Raw genomic sequence first — 18,557 nt, 5'->3', positions numbered from 1 at the left:
GATCGACCTCAGGATTTGGCGAGGCGCAGCGCGACGCAGCCGTCCATCACGAAGCGGCTGATGGCGTAGCGGCCAACGGGAAGCGCGATGCGCCGCTCGAAGCGGCCCTGCGGCAGCTCGAGCCGGTGGATGCGGGCGTTGCGAAGCTCCGGCGGCAGCGTGCGCTGGCCGGAGATGACGAGGACGCCGTCGAGGATCACCGTCTCGACATTATCGGGATTGACGCCGGGAAGCGCGACCAGGATCAAAAGCTCATGCTCGGTTTCGAGCACGTCGATCGGCGGCTCCCAGCAGGCTTCCTGGCGGCCGAACTGCTGGCGCAGCCGTTCGGCGCGGGTCAGCGAGTCCAGGGCTTCGGACAGCATCCAGTCGAGGGGATTTTTGGGTTGCATGGCAAAACTCGGGGAAGGCGCTGCGGTTGGAAAACGAGCATATGGGGACGGTTCCCCAAAATTCCAGCATTGCGCGTTTGGAGCATGCCTGGCCTCTCCAACCGGAGGAGGCCCTTGCAGTCGCACGCTTCGACGCCGCGGGGATATTCCGCGGCATCGAAGGCAACAGTTGGGCGCGTCGCGCCGATCAGGCCGCGGCGCGGTACTCCTCTTCCGCTTCGAGGTTGATGACCGAGGTCGCGAGCTCGGTCAGCGTGTGATCGGTCGCCTCTTCCTCGTCCAGCGTCTCCTGGAGCAGCCTTGCCGCGTCCGGCATGCCGAGCTCCTCGGCCCAGGTGCGCAGCGTGCCGTAGCGGGAGATCTCGTAGTGCTCGACGGCCTGAGCGGCCGCGAGCAGGCCGGCGTCGAGGGCAGGGGCGTTCTTGAAATCCTTCATGATCTCGGCGCCCTCGTCGGTGATGCCGTTGATCGCTTCGCAGGGCTTGCCGCGGGCCGGCTTGCCCAGCATCTTGAAGATCTGGTCGAGCCGTTTGACCTGGCCCTGCGTCTCGCGCAGATGCTTGTTGAAGGCGGCGGCAAGGTCCTTGGAATGCGCCGCCTTGGCCATCTTCGGCAGCGTCTTGATGATCTTGTTCTCGGCGTAATAGATGTCCTTCAGCGTCTCCAGAAACAGGTCGCTCAACATCTTCGGTGCCTGACGCGGACGGCGCGCCGCGGTCTTTTTCGCGTTCGCACGTTTCTTCGCTCGTTTAGCCATAAATCCTCCTCTTGAGGCGACACGGGAAGGGCGATGCCTTCCTCAATCCTCGCGCGACCAAGACTCTGCGAGGGCAAATGTTCCTCGCGAAGGCCTCCTCCAGCGGTTATGGATTGCGGCTGCACCTCGCGTGAGACCCACCCGCATGCTCGACTTCGCCCTGTCCGCCTTCGTGACGCTGCTGCTGGTGGTCGATCCCGTCGGCCTTGCGCCGGCCTTCCTGGCCGCGACCGGAGGCATGCCCGACAAGGTCAAGCGCACGATCGCGCTGCGCGCGCCGCTGATCGCGGCCTCGATCCTGGTGGTGATCTCGCTGGCCGGAAACTGGCTGTTGCGCCAACTCGGGATCGGCATCCCCGCTTTCCAGATCGCCGGTGGACTGCTGCTGTTCGGCGTCTCCTACCAGATGATCTTCGGCGACCGTCCGCATCGCGAGGCGCGCGAGGCCGACAAGGCGACCTCGGAGCATGCCTCCGACGTTGCGGTGTTTCCGTTGGCCATCCCGATGATGGCCGGTCCCGGCGCGATCGCGACCACGCTGCTGCTGACGGGCAATGCCGGCTATGGGGCCAAGCTCGCGATCATCATCGCGGTCGTCGTCTCGGTGTGCCTGCTCTGCATGCTATGCTTCGTCTCCGCGAGCCTGATCGCGCGCACCCTCGGGCGCACCGGAAATGCCGTGCTCTCACGCGTCCTCGGCATGCTGCTCGCAGCCTATTCGGTGCAGTTCGTGATCAACGGAATTGGGGCCGTCCGGGCGAGCTTTTTGTAAACCTGCGACAATCTGCTAATATACTGATTTTACAATTGGTTTCTTGATGTAACGGTACAGCCGGCAAGGCAGCAGCCAATCCCGGCCGCTTTCTCTTGCACTGCCATATAGCTTTGACGTACTCCCGGTCTAACAAAGGTCCATCGTCAAGAAGCCGAGAAGAAACCGAGATATCGATGACAGCGGACGAGCTCGCAAAGAGACAGGCCATCATCGACGCGTGCCGCCGCATGAACGCGCTCGGCATCAACCAGGGCACCTCGGGCAATATCAGCGTCCGGCATGCAGACGGGCTCTTGGTCACGCCGACCAGCGTGCCCTATGACGCCATGACGCCCGACCAGATCGTGTTCATGGCGATGGACGGCTCCCATGCCCCCGGTCAGAAGCCCTCCAGTGAGTGGCGCTTCCACCGCGACATCCTGAAATCGCGGCCCGACGTCAACGCCGTCGTCCACGCTCATCCCACCTATTGCACCATCCTGGCGATCATGGGCATGGAGATTCCGCCCGTGCACTACATGATCGCGGCCGCCGGCGGTGACAGTATCCGTTGCGCATCCTATGCCACCTTCGGAACGGCGGAGCTGTCCGAGCATGCGCTGCGGGCGCTGGAGGGCCGGCTCGCCTGTCTGCTCGACCATCACGGCATGATCGCAGTCGGCAAGACGCTGGACAAGGCGATGTGGCTCGCCGTCGAGGTCGAGACGCTGGCGCGGCAGTATCACGGCTGCCTCCAGATCGGAAAACCGCCACTGCTGTCGAGTGCCGAGATCGAACGTGTCAGCCAGCGCATGGCCGGCTACGGCATGTCGGAAGGTTAGGGCGGGCAAAAAGGTGTTCGCGCGGATCAGACACATCGCCGATCGCAAGGGATCGAACCGCGTCATGGTTCGCCTGCGCGCGCTCTTGCGCAGCAACGAGTTCTACCTGATCCCGCTGGCGCTCGTGATCGGCACGTTTACCGGTGCCATCGTGACGCTGATGGCCGAGATCGCGCAGATTGCCCATATGATGATCTACGGCATTCCCGTCGACGTTCGCCTATCCGCGCACGCCCGGGTCAGCCCCTGGGCGGCCCTGATCGCGCCCGCGCTCGGCGGATTGGCGCTCGGTATCATGGAGTGGTGGCGGCGGCGGCTGAAGATCTCCAACGCGGTCGACCCGATCGAGGCGAACGCGCTGCGCGGCGGCAATCTGTCGATGCGCGACAGCATGGTGGTGTCGAGCCAGACGCTGATCTCGAACGGCTGCGGCGCCTCGGTCGGCCTCGAGGCCGGCTACACCCAGATCGGCTCGGGTATCGCCTCACTGCTCGGCAAGTTCTTCAATCTGCGCCGCAACGATTTGCGCCTGATCGTCGGTTGCGGCGCCGCCGCTGCGATCGCAGCGGCGTTTGGCGCGCCGATCACCGGCGCGTTCTATGCCTGCGAGCTGATCGTCGGCGTCTATTCGGTCGGCAGCGCCGCGCCGATCCTGGCGGCCTCGCTTGCTGGCGCGCTGACCGCGCAATGGCTCGGCGGCGCGCCGTACTCTATCGAGATACCGAAGGTCAGCGCGGTCGGCGTCGAGCAATATCTGGCATTGATCGGGCTTGCGCTCATTACCAGCGGCGTCGGCATCGCCGTGATGCGGTCGTCTTCGATGTTCGAGCGCCTGTTTGTCTGGCTGCCGGTCTGGCTGCGCCCGGTGATCGGCGGCCTTATCGTCGGCAGCTTTGCCATCGTCACGCCGCAGGTGCTCGCGGCCGGCCACGGCGCCATGGTGCTCGATCTCTTTCACGACATGACGATCGGCCTGATCGCGATCATCATCGCCTTGAAGGTGACGGCCTGCCTGATCTCGCTCGCCTCGGGTTTCCGCGGCGGTCTGTTCTTTGCCTCGTTGTTCGTCGGCAGCCTGATCGGAAAGTTCTTCGCTGCGGTTCTTTTGCTCATCAGCCCGGAATTCGTGATCGACCCGCTGGTCGCGATGCTGACGGGTATGGCGACGCTCGGCGTCGCCATCGTTGGCGGCCCCTTGACCATGTCGTTCCTCGTGCTGGAAATGACTCGCAATGTCGACGTCACCGCCGTGGTGCTGGCCGGCTGCATCGTCACCTCGATCTGCGTCCGCTTCATGTTCGGTCATTCCTTCTCGACCTGGCGCCTGCATCTGCGCGGCGAGACCATCCGCAGCGCCAACGACGTCGGCTGGCTGCGCAACCTCACGGTCGAGCGGCTGATGCGCTCCGACGTCGGCAAGGTGCCATCGACCACGACGATCGCCGCCGTGCGCGGTGAATTCGCGCTGGGCTCGCGGCCCGGCATCGTCATCGTCAACAATGCCGACGAATATGTCGGCCTCGTCCTGCTGCCCGACCTGTTCTCCAGCGATCTCGACAGCATCGCCGACGACATCCAGGTGATCGAGCTCGCCCGCCTGACCGAGATCGTGCTGATCCCGGAAATGAACGTGAAGTCGGCGATGGCCGTGTTCGACGAGGCGGAAGCCGAGATGCTGGCGGTGGTCGATTCCACCGACAGTCGCAAGGTGGTCGGCTTCCTCACCGAGACGTTTGCCCGCCGCCGCTATGTCGAGGAGATCGACAAGGCCACGCGCGGCGTGCTCGGGGCGCTGTCGTAGGATCACTCCCGCAGACGCAATCATGGAAGCGGGACGGCGTGCTTCGTGTGCCGCCGTCCGCGCCGGCTATCGGCCTGGTTGAGATGGGGAAGCGACGACGCACGCCACGATCCGTCGGACCAGTGGCAGCACCATCAGCAGCGTGGGAAAGGCGACGAGCCATGACAGCGCCCAGGCGCCCGGCCAGGTCGCGAGGAACGCCGGCGTCGCGCCGAGGCTCCGGAGCGTCGAAATGACCGACACCACGGCCGTCATGAGGATGGACAGTACAAATGGCATCACGACCGGCGCATAGCGCGCCGGCAGTTTGCGAACCGCAATCATCTGATTTCTCTTGAGGAAAAGGACGCGTCAGTCACGTTGAACCTGCGAAAATGCATCGATCCCGACGGCGTCGGTTGATGCGTTGGTTCACGTGAAACGCTTACGGCGACCGAAAAACGGCGCGGCTGTTCATTATCCGCTCAGGTTGAGTGGTTCAAGCTGGATCTGGTCGTTCGGTTTACAATCGTTCGAAGCGTGGCAGATTGCCGCGATCACGAAACCTTTCAGTAGTTTGCACGTTATGGATCGTTTCATATTTTGACTTTGAATGAGAACAAAGGACGCCGAGATGAGCGATAGGCCCGCAAATTCCAGGTTTGGCCGCAACACCGCACTGGCTGCGTTTGCGAGTCTGGCCCTGGCGACAGCTTCCGTCTCGCCCTCGTCTGCGGCGCCGGCTGGTTCGCCGTCCGTCAGCGCGGACTCTGCGACGTCGAGCAGATCAGTAGCGACGGATTTCAGCGCCGCCCGGCGCCACCGCTACTATCGCCGGGGTCCAAATGCGGCAGGGCTTGCCTTCATGGGCGTGGCGGCAGGTCTGATCGGAGGCGCGATCGCAGAGAGCCGACGCCAAGAGTACTACGAGAATCGCTATTATGACGGCTCGGGTCCTTACTATGGCGGTCAGGGATATTATGGCGGCGGTCCCTATTACGGTCCGCGTGGCTACTATCAGCCTTATTAGGCGCCTGTTCTCGCCGTAGCCCGGATTGCACGGAGCGTGTCATCGTGCGGCGGCTTCGCGCCGTCCCGTTGGCTCCGTCCGGGCTAAGCGGCTCTGTGTTTGCCCGAGGGGTAAAACACCCGGCGGGCTGTCAACCCGCGCGCTATGAGACGAGCTAGCGACATTGAACGGCATGCTCGGGCTGTCGGAACAAGTTAGTTCGGTGTAGGATGGTGTCGCGAAGGAGAATTCACCCACGTATGGGATGAATGAGCCGCGCCATGGAAGACGCGCCATGGAAGAGAAATCTCCTCAAATGAGATTGGCACAGCCGCGGGGGACTGTGCTGACGAATATGGCCGTCGCAGCGTTGATAATTGCTGCGCTCTATTTCGGTCGTGAAATTTTTGTTCCCTTCGCGTTAGCAGTTCTCCTGAGTTTCGTTATGGCGCCCTTCGTGATGCGCTTACGTTCCTGGCGAATTCCGCGCACGATTTCTGTGCTGGTGGTCGTCTTCATCGGATTCTCGATCATATTTAGTCTAGGCGGTCTTATGGTTTCGCAGGCGACCCGGCTCGCCACCAAGCTGCCAGGCTATCAACAAACATTGAGTGACAAGATCGAAAGCCTGCGCGGCTTAATGGGCGGCGGCTCTGGAACATTGGAGCAGGCGTCGACAGTTCTGAAAGAATTGAAGACAGAGTTGCAGAATCGAGATGGGGCCGGTCGACCTACTGACGGCGAACTCAGCAGACAGCCCTCAGACAAGCCGATACCCATACCCGTTGAGGTAAGGCAACCCGATCCTGGTGCTCTGTCGACGTTTGGCGCAATCATCCAGCCACTGATTTCACCTTTAACGACGACAGGGATCGTCGTGATCTTTGTTGTCTTTGTCCTGCTGCAACGGGAAGATCTAAGGAATCGGCTTGTCCGACTGGCCGGATCCGCGGATATTCAACGCACGACTGCGGCCCTGGACGACGCCGGTAAGCGTCTGAGCAAGCTCTTTCTTACCCAGATCGCGTTCAATGGCGTGTTCGGTCTTGCAATAGGCTTAGGTCTTGAATTCATCGGTGTCCCCTCGGCTCCGCTATGGGGTCTGATCGCGATGATTATGCGATTTGTACCGTATATCGGTGCATTGATATCTGCGGTATTCCCTCTCATTCTCGCGGCGGCGGTGGGCACGGGCTGGCAGATGCTGATACTTACGGCGGCATTGTTCGTCGTGCTTGAGTTGCTCGCAGGACAGGTTCTCGAACCCTTGATTTTTGGGCATAGCTCGGGTCTTTCCCCGATTGCAATTATCCTGTCAGCATCATTCTGGACGTGGCTTTGGGGGCCGGTCGGACTGGTGTTGGCCACGCCCCTGACAATTTGTCTCGTCGTCCTTGGGCGGCATGTCGATCGCCTCAAATTTCTTGACGTTATGCTTGGCGATCGACCACCGCTGACGCCGCCGCAACTGGCTTATCAACGAATGCTGGCGGGAGATCCAATTGAAGCGGTGGAACAGGCACATGAATACCTGAATGACTCGTCGCTTGAGAATTATTATGACGACATCCTCTTGAAAGGCCTGAGACTCGCGGAGGCCGACCGTCAATTGGGTCACCTCGATCAGGACCGATTAAATCGGGTAGTCTCAACGGTGGAAGAATTGGTCGCTGAGCTGGGGGCACGCCATGACGTGGAAGCAACAGGACCCAGTTCCCCGGATCTAAGCTCAAGCCCCGGAGCTGCCATTACATTCGAGCGAGCAGGCTCCGAGCACGCTTTGATTCCAGAGCCGCCGACCTCGTCTATTTCGGTCGTTTGCATCCCTGGTGCCGGGCGACTCGATGAGGCGACGGCGCTTGTGCTGGCGCAGCTTCTGCGGCACCGCGGGATTCAGGCAATTGCGGAAAAGGCTGATGCTTCATCAATGTCGAAATTGCTTTCGCTCGAATTGGCGAACACCGCGCTTGTATGTGTCTGCTATCTGAGTCAGCCGTCCACCGCCAAGATTCAGCACGTCGTTCGAGGGCTCAGTAAAAGGATTGGCGCAACCCGTATCCTGTTCGCTTTGCTGGGAACGGGAGCCGCAGAAACGGTGGGAAACGCTTCCAACGCGTTGGTAGCGAGCGGGTCGTTCGGTGCAGCCTTGGAAGCAGTCGTTCACGTGACCTCCGCGCAACCTGATGCGTCGGATCAGGCGAAGGCAGCTGCTCCGGCGTAAAAACGAATCTTTTGCTCCTCTGGCTTGCCGGGCGTCGCAGGGCGACCATCCGCATCGGTCACCGGGTCCCGTGGAGAGCAAAAGGATGGGCGGGGACCGCGCGACGGTGACCCTTGCGAATATTTGCCATCGCGCACCGCACATTTGGCCGGACCCAAAAGCTTCAGCAGGGACAATAGCGATCATTGCGACACGCGCGTGGAATGTCCACTCACGCCTCACAAGCAAAACATTCAGTTTGCACGGCCGCCATGACCCTTTGACCTAGGTCAATACTCTCAACGTGGGTTTACCTTGGAAGTAGCAACTATCGGAGCGACTGCACTCTTCGCCTGTATCTTGTGCGTAACGCCGATATCGCTCGTATGTCGCGCAAGCGAAACGTGTCGTTGTCTGTGGCAAGCAGCCTGAGCTAATCACGCAAGGAGGAGCTGTACATGGGTATCCTTGACGAGTTAATGGGCGGTGGGCAACGCCAGAAAGAGTATCGGGATTTCGTTGATCGATACGAACAAGGAAATCCGTCGGAGGGTTATTCCGATCAAGAGGTTCTCAAACGGTATGGTGATGTGTCACACGCCGTGCCGTCTGACCAGTACGCGCAGGCAGCGATAGAAGCGTTGGGCAAGCTTTCGCCGGAAGAACGGGCGGCGTTCGTGAAGATGCTGCAGGAGCGAGCCGCCGCGCGCGGCGTGGCGCTACCGGGACAAGTGGCCCCCGAACCGAAGGAACTGGGCGAGGTGCTCACCGATCTGCATGGGAGGCCCGGTCAGCTCCGGGATATCCTCGCCAGTGGCGATGCCCAGCCTCACGAGCAAGCCCAACCGTCGAACCCGATCATCGACATACTTGCGTCCCCGCAGGCAAAGGCCGTGCTCGCGGGGATCGCGGCCATGGTGGTCAAGCGTGTCATGCAGGGTTCATCCCGAACCGCGTAGCGCATGCGTGAGGCCCGCAGCCAAAGTCCGGTTGGGGTCATTCGGTTGACCTACCGGCAAGTCCGGGCAAGGTTCGCTATGCCGCCAAAAAAGCGGAAGCGAGTTATCCTGTCGCGACGCAACAGGAATGAACACGATGACCGAGAGCGACGGCCCGCCCATCGCCAAAGGTTCTGCGACTGTCAGCGCGTCGGCCATTGGTGCGTCTGCAGCACTCGCTGTCATCGCCCGGCTTGACCGGGCGATCCAGCATTCCAGAGACGGCTGTGATTGAGCCGAGAGGCCGCGGCGTACTGGATTCCCCGCTTTCGCGGGGAATGACAGTGACAATTGGCGGACGACGCCGATGCCTCACTTCCGTCATTGCGAGCGCAGCGCTCTTGCGGTGCGGCTGCAGAGCCGGGGCCCATGTCTCCGCGTTCTACTCTCCGCATTGTACCGTGTCGCTTTCTGGGTCCCGGCTCTGCGCAGCAACGCTTGCGCGTTGCAGCGCGTCCGGGACACGAGAGACGTCGCAGCAACCGCGTTCTACGCCCGCATCACCGCCCCGCCGGTGCCGACAGCGCGCCGTTGGCGTAGCGCTGCCAGTCGGGTGTGGTCGGCTGCGACGGCCAGAACGCGTTGGAGTCGCGGACCGACTGGGTGATCGGGGCGGGGTGTACCTTGCTTCTGTGGTGGCGGTCGCTCGCGGCGGCGGTCTGGATGGTGGCGGCGGCGATCAGGGTGACGCCGAGAATGGCAAAAGTCTTTCGCATGGTTGTTTCTCCCGTGACGGCGATTCAGGCTGTGAGAAAAAGGTCGCCTGTGTTCGCGGTCGTGGCTGACATGGCGATGTGCCCTGCCGGATATCAGCCGGGCCGGTTTCACGATCTGAAGCGCGGCCATCACGTTGGGGCGAGCAAATTTTCTGGCCCCGGCCAAATATTCGGCAATCGCGCCCGCAGCGCCGGTGGACTTGCCCCCGGCAATCCGGTTCAATGAGGCGAATTGAGTTCTCAGGCGACAACGATGTCGAAATATCTGCTGGTCCTTCTCCTGATCGCCTCGCCGGCGGCCGCGCAGGTTAAGCTCACGCCAAAGACCTCGGCAGCGCATCCAGACCTCTGCGCCCCGATCGGGCGGACCGCGGACGGCAAGCTGGTCTACTCCATGAAATGCGAGAATCTGCCGGCGCCGCCTCCACCTCCGCTACAGGCGGAACTGAAGGAGGCGCCCCCTTCGGCCGCGCCCGCCGCCGACCCCGAGCCGGAGGTGCGGCGGAGCGGTATTTTCGGCTGGTCCTACGACCGCAGATGACGGGCCGCGCCACTTGCGCGAAGCCCGATGGAATGCTCTTTGCTTGAAAATTCCCCGTGGGCCTTTGGCCCCCGATCCAGAGAGATGAGATGAGCAAACTCGTTATCCGCGCCGGCGACTTCACCTTCGATGCCCGCTTCGAGGAGCAACTGGCGCCCAAGACCGTCGCTGCGTTCCGCAAGGCGCTGCCGTTCGAAAGCCACATCATCCATGTGCGCTGGAGCGGCGAGGGCGTCTGGATGCCGCTCGGCGATCTCGATTTCGGCGTCGGCTACGAGAACCACACCAGCTATCCCGCGCCGGGTCAGATCATCCTCTATCCCGGCGGCATCAGCGAGACCGAGATCCTGCTCGCCTATGGCGGCGTGCACTTCGCCAGCAAAATGGGCCAGCTCGCCGGCAACCATTTCATCACGCTGACCTCGGGCCTGGAGAATCTCGCGACCCTCGGCAAGAGCGTGCTGTGGAAGGGCGCCCTGCCGATCCGCTTCGAGGAAGTCTGAGTGACGGATACTCGCTACCCGCGCGATCTCCGCGGTTACGGCCGCAACCCGCCGCATCCGCAATGGCCTGACAACGCGCGGGTCGCGGTGCAGTTCGTCGTCAATTTCGAGGAAGGCGGCGAGAACAACATCTTGCACGGCGATCGCGCCTCGGAAGCGTTTCTGTCCGACGTCCTCGGTGCGCAGCCCTGGCCGGGCCAGCGCCACGCCAATATCGAGTCGATGTTCGAATATGGCTCGCGCGCCGGCTTCTGGCGGCTGTGGCGGATGTTCAACGAACGGAAGTGGCCGACCACCGTGTTCGGCGTTGCCACTGCGCTGAAGCGGAATCCGGAGATTGTCGCGGCGATGAAGGAGTCAGGCTGGGACATCGCAAGCCACAGCCTGAAATGGATCGAGCACAAGGACATGACCGAGGCGCAGGAGCGCGCCGAGATCGCCGAGTCCATTCGCGTCCACACCGAGGCGACGGGCTCGCGGCCGCTCGGCTGGTACACCGGGCGCTCCTCGATCAACACCAACCGCCTCCTGATGGAGGAGGGCGGCTTCCTCTATCTCTGCGACTCCTATGCCGACGATCTGCCCTACTGGGTCAAGGGCGCGAACGGCAAGCAGCTCATCATTCCCTATACGCTTGACGCCAACGACATGCGCTTCATCAACCCGCAGGGGTTTGCCGAAGGCGAGCAGTTCTTCACCTATCTGAGGGACGCCTTCGACGTGCTCTATGCCGAGGGCGAGACCGCGCCGAAGATGATGTCGGTGGGGCTACATTGCCGTCTTGCCGGCCGGCCCGGCCGCGCCGCGGGACTGATCCGCTTCCTCGACTATATCGGCAAGCACGATCGCGTCTGGGTGCCGACGCGGCTCCAGATCGCGCAGCACTGGCACGACAAGCATGCGCATCTTGCCGCCGACGCATTCGAGATCGGGTGAGGACGATGGCGCAAATCTCGCTCGCCGATCTCAATGCTGCTGATCAGGCCGGCTTTGTCGCGGTCCTTGCCAACGTCGTCGAATATTCACCGTGGATTGCGGAGAAACTTGCCGGGCAGCGGCCGTTCGCCGGTATCAACCAGTTGCACTCAGCGCTGATGGCGGCGATCCAGGCTGCCGAGCCCGACGTGCAGCTCGCGCTGATCCGGGCGCATCCCGATCTCGCCAACAAGACCCAGCGTGCGGCGGGGCTCACTGCAGAATCGACCGACGAGCAGAACAGCGCCGGCCTCGACCGTCTCTCAGATGCAGAATACGCCGCGTTCGAGCGCGTCAACAACGCCTATCGCGACAAATTCGGCTTCCCCTATATCGTCTGCGTGCGCCGTCACACCAGGGATTCCGTGCTGCGCGACTTCGAGACGCGGTTGCGCAATATCGCCAAGACCGAGACGCGGCGCGCGATCGAGGAGATCGGCCGCATCTCCGCGCTGCGGCTCGATCAGCTTGTCGTCGCCGACGACAAGCTGAAGGTGCACGGCCGGCTCTCGACGCATGTGCTCGACAATCACGCCGGAAAGCCTGCAGCCGGCATCCCGGTGGAGCTCGTCGAGCTTGCGAATCTCGGCGAGCGCCGCGTGATCGCACGCGCCGTGACCAATGCCGATGGCCGCACCGACCAGCCGTTGATCGGCGGCCGTCCGCTGCCGATCGGCCGCTACGAGCTCAAATTCAGCGTTGCCAAGTATTACGCGGGGCGCAACGTGCCGCTGTCAGACCCGCCGTTCCTCGACGAGATCCCGCTGCGCTTTGCGATCAGCGAGCCGGAAAGCCACTACCACGTGCCGCTGCTGGTCACGCCGTGGAGCTACTCAACCTATCGCGGCAGTTAATTCCCAAACTTCTCGTGCAGCGCCGGAAACAGCCGGTCCGGCTTGAACGGCGGCGCGGTGAAGCGGATGCCGGTGGCATCCGCGATCGCATTGCCGAGCGCGGCGGTGACCGGATTGTACGGGCTCTCGCTCATCGATTTGGCGCCCAGCGGCCCGATCGTGTCGGACGTCTCGGCAAAGAAGACCTCCGTGCGCGGAACGTCTGCGAAGGAGGGCAGGTGGTAGTCGCGGAATTTCGGGTTGGTGACGCGGCCGGTCGCGTCGATCACCATCTCCTCGTAGAGCGCCGCCCCGATCGCCTGCGCGACGCCGCCCTCGACCTGGCCGCGGCACTGCATGGGATTGGCGACGACGCCGGCGTCCGCCGCCTGCACGCTCCGGAGAATCTTGATCTCGCCGGTGCCCTTGTTCACGGCAACGCGAAAGCCCTGGACGTTGAAGCCGACCGAGCGCGGCGTCCCCTCGGAATTGCCGGTGCCTGCGAACGGCTGCCCGCGTTCGCGCGCAAGCTTCGCGAGTTCTGCAAACGACATCCGCCGGACGCCGCTGACGACGGCTTCGTCGTCGAGCGTGCAGCTGGCGGCGTCGCACAGCCAGGCGCTGGCGGCCACAGCCATCAGTTCGGTCGCGAGCTGCATCGCGGCTGCATGCGTTGCCTTGCCGGCAACGAAGGTGCCTGCACTGCCATAGGCGCCGGTGTCGTGGCCGCCATGGGCGGTGTCGGACTGGCGCAGGCGGATGCGGTCGACGGTGGTTGCGAGCGTCGTCGCCGCGATCTGCCGGTGCACGGTGCTGGTGCCGTTGCCGAACTCGGCGGTGCCGACGGTGAGGTCGAAGCCGCCGTCGTCGTTGAGTACGATCATCGCATCCGCGAGATGGCCGGCCGGCGGCACCGTGTCGATCATGGTCAGCGCGACGCCGTCGCCGATCAGCCACTCCGGCGTCAGGTCCGGCTGCGGGCCGTCGGCCTGCATGGCGCGTTCGACGAGGTCGAGGCATTGGTCGAGCCCGTAGGAGCCATAGAGCACGTCGTGAAATTCGGACGGCGGCGGCGACAGCATGGGATCGCCTGGTTTGACGACGTTGCGCCGGCGCATGTCGTAGGGGCTGATGCCGAGCTGCCGTGCCAACTCGTCGATCGCGGCTTCGATCGCGATCTGCGTTTGGGGCAGGCCATAGCCGCGAAACGCGCCCGACGGCACCGTGTTGGTGTAGACGGCGAAGCCATCGACCTTCTTGTTCGGACAGTTGTAGACAGCGATGGACTCGGACAGCGAGTGGAACATCACGGGGCCGGCATGATTGCCGTAGGCGCCGGTGTTGGAGAGCACCTCGAGCTGGAGCGCGGTGAGCCTGCCGTCGGCATCGGCGCCGGCCTTGATGTGGACCCGCATCGGATGCCGCGTCGAGGTCGCGATGAACTGCTCCTCGCGGGTCAGCTCCAGCTTGACCGGTCGTCCGGTCTTGAGCGTAGCGAGCGCCAGAATGTCCTCGACGAACATCTCCTGCTTGCCGCCAAAGCCGCCGCCGACGCGTTCGCAGAACACGCGGACCTTGTCCATTGGGAGCTCAAAGATGTCCGACAGCGCGCGGCGGGTCAGGAACGGCACCTGCGTCGAGGTGCGGACATTGAGCACGCCGGAAGCGTCGAGCCAGGCGAGGCCGCCATGGGTCTCCAGCGCGGCGTGCTGCACGCGGTGACTGTGGAAGGTCGCCTCATAGGTGACGGCAGACGTCGCGAGTGCCGCCGCCACGTCGCCGTATTCGCCATGGGTCTCCGCCGCGAGGTTACGCGGGGGATCGGCGATGCGGTTCGCGGTGGTGCGGTCAGGATGAATGACAGGTGCACCCGGCGCCATCGCCTGCTCCGGATCGATCAGCGCAGGCAGGATTTCGTAATCGACCTTCAGCCGCCGGCACGCCTCCTCGGCGGCGGCCTCGCTCTCGGCGACGACGGCGGCGACCTTCTGGCCGATGAAGCGGACGACGTCATCGAGGATGCGGGTATCCTCCGGATCCATCCAGTCCTTCTCATGCCGCGCGGTCGAGATCAGCACCGACGGCGCATCCTCGTGCGTCAGGACCGCGTGCACGCCGGGCACGCGTAGCGCATCCGACTTGTCGATCGCGACGATTTTCGCGTGGGCGTGCGGCGAGCGCAGCAGCTTGATGTGCAGCAGGCCGTCGATGGCGGTGTCGAAGGTGTAGTGCGCCTTACCGCGCACGACATCGGGGCCTGCTGGGGCCGGAAGGCTGCGGCCGAAGGCGGCGCCGGGCTCGACGCTCTCCTCGACATTGGTCTTGCCGAGCAGTGCGTCCTCGATCGAGCGATAGCCGGTGCAGCGGCAGATATTGCCCTTCAGTGCCGATCCGAGATCAGTGCGCTGCGCCTGGTTCAGCGAGGCGCAGGTCAGGATCATGCCGGCGGTGCAGAAGCCGCATTGGAAGCCCTGCGCATCGAGGAAGGCCTGCTGCATCGGATGCACGCCGTGGTCGCCACCGAGCCCTTCGATCGTGGTGACGGCGCGCCCCTCGGCGCGGAACGCCGGGATCAGGCAGCTATGCACCGGCTCGCCGTCGAGCAGCACGGTGCAGGCGCCGCAATCGCCGGCATCGCAGCCCTTCTTCACGCCGAAATGGCCGAGCTCGCGCAGGAACGTGCGCAGGCACTGGCCGGCGCGCGGCTCTTGCGGTAACGTCTTGCCGTTGACCTCGAAACTCATGACGACGTCGCCCCCACGAGTTCGCCGCGAATCTCCTCGGCGAGCCTTAGCGTCATATGCTTGCGCCAGAGCGGCTTGCCGTGGATGTCGGTGTGGTACAGATCATCCGGGATCTGCTGCGCGATCGCGTCGCGAAGCGCGCCCGCGTCCGGGGCCTTGCGAAAGGACAGCTGGATCGGTCGCACGGTCGATGCGGTCACCGACAGCGTCAGCGTGCCATCGCTGTCCAGGCTGCCGATCAGAAGCGCCGCAGAGCGGCCGACCGGGGCCAGCGAGATCTGGCGAAAGGCCGTGCGGCGCTTCAGCGCGGCAATCGGGATATCGATCTGCCGGATCAGGTCGCCTGGCGTCAGGCGGTTGCGCTGGTTGCCAATAACGAAGTCGACGACGGGTATCTTCTCTTCGCCGCCGCCGGCCTTCCAGATGGTGCAGACGCCATCCAGCGCTGATGTGAGCGAGATCATCGGTCCCGCCGGCAGCGACATGCAGAGATTGCCGCCGACCGTCGCGGTCTTCCAGATCTTGAATGAAGCAAGGAAAGCCCGGCAGCACTGGCCGATCAGCGGTGCTGCGAGCCAGTCGGGCGGGCAGGCGAAACCGTCGAGCTGCGTGATGGTGCAGGTGGCGGAGATGGTGAGATGGGTGTCGGTGATCGTGAGCGCCGGCCATTTCAGATCGGTGAGATCGATCAGCCGCTTCAGGTGGACCTGGGGCTCCGAGAACAGCCAGGTGCCGCCCGCGAGCCAAGCATCACCTTCCGTCCAGGCGGGCAGCTGCGCGCGCGTTTGCGGATGGGCCACCGTCGTGATGGTATTCAAATCCATGGCTGCGCCAAAGCTTTTCGCCCGTGAATCGTACAGATGAGTCTTGCAAGACCGGAGCCAAGTCGCAACAAGCAAGTCGTAGCATGAAGGTGATCGGGCCGGCGGCCGCCTTGCCGGCCTTGTCATCAGCGGATGTGAGGAGACCACGATCATGAGCGATGCAAAGCCGATCTGGATCAGGGATCCCCTCGCCATCCTCGCTGACGGCGCCGAGCGCGGGATCGTGGTGAGGGATGGCCGGATTGTCGAGCTCGTGCCGGCCGGCGGCAGGCCTGCGACGGCGGATGTCGCGGTGTTCGACGCGGGCGAGCATGTCGTGCTGCCAGGCCTGATCAACACACATCATCACTTCTATCAGACGCTGACGCGGGCGCTGCCGGCGGCGATGGACCGCGAGCTGTTTCCCTGGCTCCAGGCGCTCTATCCGGTGTGGGCGAGGATGACGCCGGAAGCACTCGAGCTCGGCGTCACCGTGGCGATGTCCGAGCTCCTGCTCTCGGGCTGCACCACCACAACGGATCACCACTATGTGTTCCCCGCGGGGCTCGAGGAGTCCATCGATATCGAGGTCGGGGTCGCAAAACGGCTCGGTGTCCGGGTGCTACTCACACGCGGCTCGATGAACCTGTCGCAGCGCGACGGCGGCCTGCCGCCTGACAGCGTCGTACAGGACGAGGACACGATCCTCGCCGACAGCGCGCGGGTGGTTGCAAAGCATCACCAGCGTGGCGCGGATGCGATGGTGCAGATCGCGCTGGCGCCTTGCTCGCCGTTCTCGGTCACGACGTCGCTGATGCGCGCCACCGCCGATCTCGCCGCCAAGCTCGACGTCCGTCTGCACACCCATCTCGCCGAGACCGAGGACGAGAACAAATTCTGCCAGCAGATGTATGGCTGCCGTCCGCTCGACTATCTCGAGCAATGCGGATGGCTCAATGCGCGGACCTGGCTCGCCCATGGAATCTTCTTCAATGCGGAGGAGATGAAGCGGCTCGGCAAGGCCAAGACCACCATCAGCCATTGCGCATGCAGCAATCAAATTCTGGCGTCGGGCTGCTGCCCGGTGTGCGAGATGGAGGAGGCCGGTGTCGGCATCGGCATCGGCGTCGACGGTTCGGCCTCGAACGACGGATCGAATTTGATGCAGGAGGTGCGGGCGGCGTTTCTGCTGCAGCGGGCGCGCTACGGAGTGGCCAAGGTCAGCCACAAGGATGCGCTGCGCTGGGCCACCAAGGGCTCGGCGGCCTGCGTCGGCCGGCCGGAACTGGGCGAGATCGCCGTCGGCAAGGCGGCCGATCTCGCCCTGTTCAGGCTCGACGAGCTGCGCTTCTCCGGTCACGGCGATCCGCTGGCCGCGCTGGTGCTGTGCGGGGCGCATCGGGCCGACCGGGTGATGGTGGGGGGACAATGGGCCGTGATCGACGGCGCGATCCCGGGACTGGATGTTCCCGATCTCATCCGCCGCCACAGTTCCGCAGCGCGGGCGATGCAGGCGGGATAATCCGGGCAAAAAAGAAAGAGGGGGCGACCACAAGTGCCGGGTGCTTCTGGCCACCCCCTCCGAACCTCCTCCGGGAGGAGCAGGTGATCTAGGAAATGCAAGAAGCGTGCTACTTGCCCGGAAGCTTGTCGTCGATGCCCTTGACGTAGAAATTCATGCCGAGGATCTGGCCGTCATCGAGGTGATCGCCACCTTTGCACTCGACCGGCTTGCCGTCCTGCCCAATGACCGGGCACTTGAACGGATGCAGCTTGCCCGCTGTGATTGCGGCCTGGGCATCCTCGGCCATCTTCCTCACGTCGTCAGGCATGTTGGTGTAGGGCGCCATCGCGAACATATGGCTGTCGAGGCCGCCCCAGCTGTCCTCGGACTTCCAGGTGCCGGCGAGCTCGGCCTTGACGCGTTCGATGTAGTAAGGGCCCCAGGTGTCCAGGATCGAGGTGAGCTGGGTCTTTGGCCCGAACTTGATCATCTCGGAATCCTGGCCGAAGGCGAGCTTGCCGCGTTCGCTGGCAATCTGCATCGCAGCAGGCGAATCCGTGTGCTGCATGATGATGTCGGCGCCCTGGTCGATCAGCGCCTTGGCGGCGTCGGCCTCCTTGCCCGGGTCGAACCAGGTGTTGGCCCAGATGATCTTGACCTTGATGTTCGGATTGATGGTCTGCGCCGCGAGGATCGTCGCGTTGATGCCGGAGACGACCTCCGGAATCGGGAACGAGCCGATATAGCCGAGCACCCCGGACTTCGACATCTTGGCCGCGATCAGGCCCTGGATGTAACGGCCCTGCCACCATTTGGCCGAGTAGGTCGACATGTTCGGGTTGCGCTTGTAGCCGGTGGCGTGCTCGAAATGCACGTTCGGATATTTCTTGGCGACCTTCAGCGTCGGGTCCATGTAGCCGAACGAGGTCGTGAAGATCAGCTTGTTGCCGGCGCGGACGAGCTGCTCGATGGAGCGCTCGGCGTCGGGACCTTCGGGCACGTTCTCGAGATAGGTGGTCTCGATCTTGTCGCCCAGCTCCTTCACCAGGGCCTGGCGCGCGAGGTCGTGCTGGTAGGTCCAGCCCAAGTCTCCGATCGGACCCAGATAGATGAAGCCGACTTTCAGCTTGTCGGCGGCGGAGGCTGCGCTGACGCTTCCGGCAAGCAAAAGCCCGGCAGCCAGCGCAAGAAGTGATTTCCTCATCA

The 18,557-nt window shown here is 63.5% G+C and carries 18 protein-coding genes; 11 read left to right on the top strand and 7 right to left on the bottom strand.

Annotated elements, in window-relative coordinates; genetic code table 11:
• Nucleotides 1–8: 8 nt before the first annotated feature.
• Entirely contained in the window at nucleotides 9–392 is a 384-nt protein-coding gene (locus tag IVB46_RS36810; RefSeq protein ID WP_014493661.1) for an Hsp20/alpha crystallin family protein, read from the bottom strand.
• Between the two features lie 187 nt (nucleotides 393–579).
• Nucleotides 580–1,149 carry a ferritin-like domain-containing protein gene (locus tag IVB46_RS36805; protein ID WP_063982009.1) on the bottom strand — a complete coding sequence of 190 codons (570 nt, stop codon included), beginning with the start codon at nucleotides 1,147–1,149 and terminating at the stop codon, nucleotides 580–582.
• A gap of 145 nt (nucleotides 1,150–1,294) precedes the next feature.
• Here IVB46_RS36805 and IVB46_RS36800 point away from each other — a divergent pair, with 145 nt between their 5' ends.
• The 3 genes from IVB46_RS36800 (at nucleotide 1,295) to IVB46_RS36790 (ending at nucleotide 4,546) form a co-directional block, all read left to right on the top strand.
• On the top strand, nucleotides 1,295–1,921 hold the full coding sequence (locus IVB46_RS36800; protein ID WP_247303411.1) for a MarC family protein: 627 nt from the start codon (nucleotides 1,295–1,297) through the stop codon (nucleotides 1,919–1,921).
• Nucleotides 1,922–2,097: 176 nt separating this feature from the next.
• Nucleotides 2,098–2,745: an L-fuculose-phosphate aldolase gene (locus IVB46_RS36795; protein ID WP_247303409.1), complete on the top strand. Its 648-nt coding sequence runs from the start codon at nucleotides 2,098–2,100 to the stop codon at nucleotides 2,743–2,745.
• A 13-nt stretch (nucleotides 2,746–2,758) separates the two neighbouring features.
• Entirely contained in the window at nucleotides 2,759–4,546 is a 1,788-nt protein-coding gene (locus IVB46_RS36790) for a chloride channel protein (RefSeq protein WP_166100381.1), read from the top strand.
• 66 nt (nucleotides 4,547–4,612) lie between these two features.
• On the opposite strand, the gene IVB46_RS36785 is transcribed toward IVB46_RS36790, so the two are convergent.
• Complete coding sequence (locus IVB46_RS36785; protein WP_247303407.1) at nucleotides 4,613–4,870, bottom strand: DUF2798 domain-containing protein; 258 nt, start codon at nucleotides 4,868–4,870, stop codon at nucleotides 4,613–4,615.
• A gap of 289 nt (nucleotides 4,871–5,159) precedes the next feature.
• Between IVB46_RS36785 and IVB46_RS36780 the strand changes: the two genes are divergently transcribed.
• From IVB46_RS36780 to IVB46_RS36770, 3 genes are all read left to right on the top strand, one after another.
• Nucleotides 5,160–5,555, top strand: a complete 396-nt coding sequence (locus IVB46_RS36780) for a hypothetical protein (RefSeq protein WP_247303404.1) — start codon at nucleotides 5,160–5,162, stop codon at nucleotides 5,553–5,555.
• A gap of 274 nt (nucleotides 5,556–5,829) precedes the next feature.
• Nucleotides 5,830–7,755, top strand: a complete 1,926-nt coding sequence (locus IVB46_RS36775) for an AI-2E family transporter (RefSeq protein ID WP_247303402.1) — start codon at nucleotides 5,830–5,832, stop codon at nucleotides 7,753–7,755.
• Nucleotides 7,756–8,192: 437 nt separating this feature from the next.
• Nucleotides 8,193–8,693, top strand: coding sequence for a hypothetical protein (locus IVB46_RS36770; RefSeq protein ID WP_071911727.1), 501 nt, complete (start codon nucleotides 8,193–8,195; stop codon nucleotides 8,691–8,693).
• 539 nt (nucleotides 8,694–9,232) lie between these two features.
• Here the strand turns inward: IVB46_RS36770 and IVB46_RS36765 are convergent.
• Nucleotides 9,233–9,448, bottom strand: coding sequence for a hypothetical protein (locus tag IVB46_RS36765; RefSeq protein ID WP_063982016.1), 216 nt, complete (start codon nucleotides 9,446–9,448; stop codon nucleotides 9,233–9,235).
• Nucleotides 9,449–9,701: 253 nt separating this feature from the next.
• Here IVB46_RS36765 and IVB46_RS36760 point away from each other — a divergent pair, with 253 nt between their 5' ends.
• From IVB46_RS36760 to uraD, 4 genes are all read left to right on the top strand, one after another.
• Nucleotides 9,702–9,989: a hypothetical protein gene (locus IVB46_RS36760; RefSeq protein ID WP_247303400.1), complete on the top strand. Its 288-nt coding sequence runs from the start codon at nucleotides 9,702–9,704 to the stop codon at nucleotides 9,987–9,989.
• An 89-nt stretch (nucleotides 9,990–10,078) separates the two neighbouring features.
• Entirely contained in the window at nucleotides 10,079–10,492 is a 414-nt protein-coding gene (locus IVB46_RS36755; protein WP_014493672.1) for a DUF3830 family protein, read from the top strand.
• Nucleotides 10,493–11,428, top strand: a complete 936-nt coding sequence (gene puuE, locus IVB46_RS36750; RefSeq protein WP_247303399.1) for an allantoinase PuuE — start codon at nucleotides 10,493–10,495, stop codon at nucleotides 11,426–11,428.
• Between the two features lie 5 nt (nucleotides 11,429–11,433).
• A complete protein-coding gene (gene uraD / locus IVB46_RS36745) occupies nucleotides 11,434–12,321 on the top strand; it encodes a 2-oxo-4-hydroxy-4-carboxy-5-ureidoimidazoline decarboxylase (protein WP_247303397.1) in 888 nt (295 codons plus the stop codon).
• Here uraD and IVB46_RS36740 read toward each other — a convergent pair.
• A complete protein-coding gene (locus IVB46_RS36740; protein ID WP_247303389.1) occupies nucleotides 12,318–15,044 on the bottom strand; it encodes a molybdopterin cofactor-binding domain-containing protein in 2,727 nt (908 codons plus the stop codon). The two genes, uraD and IVB46_RS36740, sit on opposite strands and share 4 nt — an antisense overlap.
• Nucleotides 15,041–15,868, bottom strand: coding sequence for an FAD binding domain-containing protein (locus IVB46_RS36735; RefSeq protein WP_247303387.1), 828 nt, complete (start codon nucleotides 15,866–15,868; stop codon nucleotides 15,041–15,043). Before IVB46_RS36735 ends, IVB46_RS36740 begins: the two co-directional genes overlap by 4 nt.
• A 151-nt stretch (nucleotides 15,869–16,019) precedes the next feature.
• Here IVB46_RS36735 and IVB46_RS36730 point away from each other — a divergent pair, with 151 nt between their 5' ends.
• Complete coding sequence (locus IVB46_RS36730; RefSeq protein ID WP_247303385.1) at nucleotides 16,020–17,369, top strand: 8-oxoguanine deaminase; 1,350 nt, start codon at nucleotides 16,020–16,022, stop codon at nucleotides 17,367–17,369.
• A 109-nt stretch (nucleotides 17,370–17,478) separates the two neighbouring features.
• Here the strand turns inward: IVB46_RS36730 and IVB46_RS36725 are convergent, their stop codons facing one another.
• The gene (locus tag IVB46_RS36725) at nucleotides 17,479–18,555 is read right to left on the bottom strand and encodes a BMP family ABC transporter substrate-binding protein (protein WP_247304731.1); all 1,077 of its coding nucleotides are present in this window, start codon (nucleotides 18,553–18,555) and stop codon (nucleotides 17,479–17,481) included.
• Nucleotides 18,556–18,557 lie beyond the last annotated feature (2 nt).

It is taken from the genome of Bradyrhizobium sp. 61, assembly GCF_023073075.1.
Classification (GTDB): Bacteria; Pseudomonadota; Alphaproteobacteria; order Rhizobiales; family Xanthobacteraceae; genus Bradyrhizobium; species Bradyrhizobium barranii.
The sequence above is the reverse complement of the archived record's forward strand: the minus strand, read 5'-3'. Positions and strand labels throughout refer to the sequence as shown.

Bases quoted from the DNA above. Each gene is read 5' to 3' on its own strand.
- IVB46_RS36740 (WP_247303389.1), bottom strand. From the start codon at position 15,044: ATGAGTTTCGAGGTCAACGGCAAGACGTTACCGCAAGAGCCGCGCGCC.
- IVB46_RS36770 (WP_071911727.1), top strand. From the start codon at position 8,193: ATGGGTATCCTTGACGAGTTAATGGGCGGTGGGCAACGCCAGAAAGAG.
- IVB46_RS36810 (WP_014493661.1), bottom strand. From the start codon at position 392: ATGCAACCCAAAAATCCCCTCGACTGGATGCTGTCCGAAGCCCTGGAC.
- IVB46_RS36735 (WP_247303387.1), bottom strand. From the start codon at position 15,868: ATGGATTTGAATACCATCACGACGGTGGCCCATCCGCAAACGCGCGCG.
- IVB46_RS36780 (WP_247303404.1), top strand. From the start codon at position 5,160: ATGAGCGATAGGCCCGCAAATTCCAGGTTTGGCCGCAACACCGCACTG.
- IVB46_RS36785 (WP_247303407.1), bottom strand. From the start codon at position 4,870: ATGATTGCGGTTCGCAAACTGCCGGCGCGCTATGCGCCGGTCGTGATG.
- IVB46_RS36755 (WP_014493672.1), top strand. From the start codon at position 10,079: ATGAGCAAACTCGTTATCCGCGCCGGCGACTTCACCTTCGATGCCCGC.
- IVB46_RS36765 (WP_063982016.1), bottom strand. From the start codon at position 9,448: ATGCGAAAGACTTTTGCCATTCTCGGCGTCACCCTGATCGCCGCCGCC.
- IVB46_RS36800 (WP_247303411.1), top strand. From the start codon at position 1,295: ATGCTCGACTTCGCCCTGTCCGCCTTCGTGACGCTGCTGCTGGTGGTC.
- IVB46_RS36730 (WP_247303385.1), top strand. From the start codon at position 16,020: ATGAGCGATGCAAAGCCGATCTGGATCAGGGATCCCCTCGCCATCCTC.
- IVB46_RS36725 (WP_247304731.1), bottom strand. From the start codon at position 18,555: ATGAGGAAATCACTTCTTGCGCTGGCTGCCGGGCTTTTGCTTGCCGGA.
- uraD (WP_247303397.1), top strand. From the start codon at position 11,434: ATGGCGCAAATCTCGCTCGCCGATCTCAATGCTGCTGATCAGGCCGGC.
- IVB46_RS36805 (WP_063982009.1), bottom strand. From the start codon at position 1,149: ATGGCTAAACGAGCGAAGAAACGTGCGAACGCGAAAAAGACCGCGGCG.
- IVB46_RS36775 (WP_247303402.1), top strand. From the start codon at position 5,830: ATGGAAGAGAAATCTCCTCAAATGAGATTGGCACAGCCGCGGGGGACT.
- IVB46_RS36760 (WP_247303400.1), top strand. From the start codon at position 9,702: ATGTCGAAATATCTGCTGGTCCTTCTCCTGATCGCCTCGCCGGCGGCC.
- IVB46_RS36795 (WP_247303409.1), top strand. From the start codon at position 2,098: ATGACAGCGGACGAGCTCGCAAAGAGACAGGCCATCATCGACGCGTGC.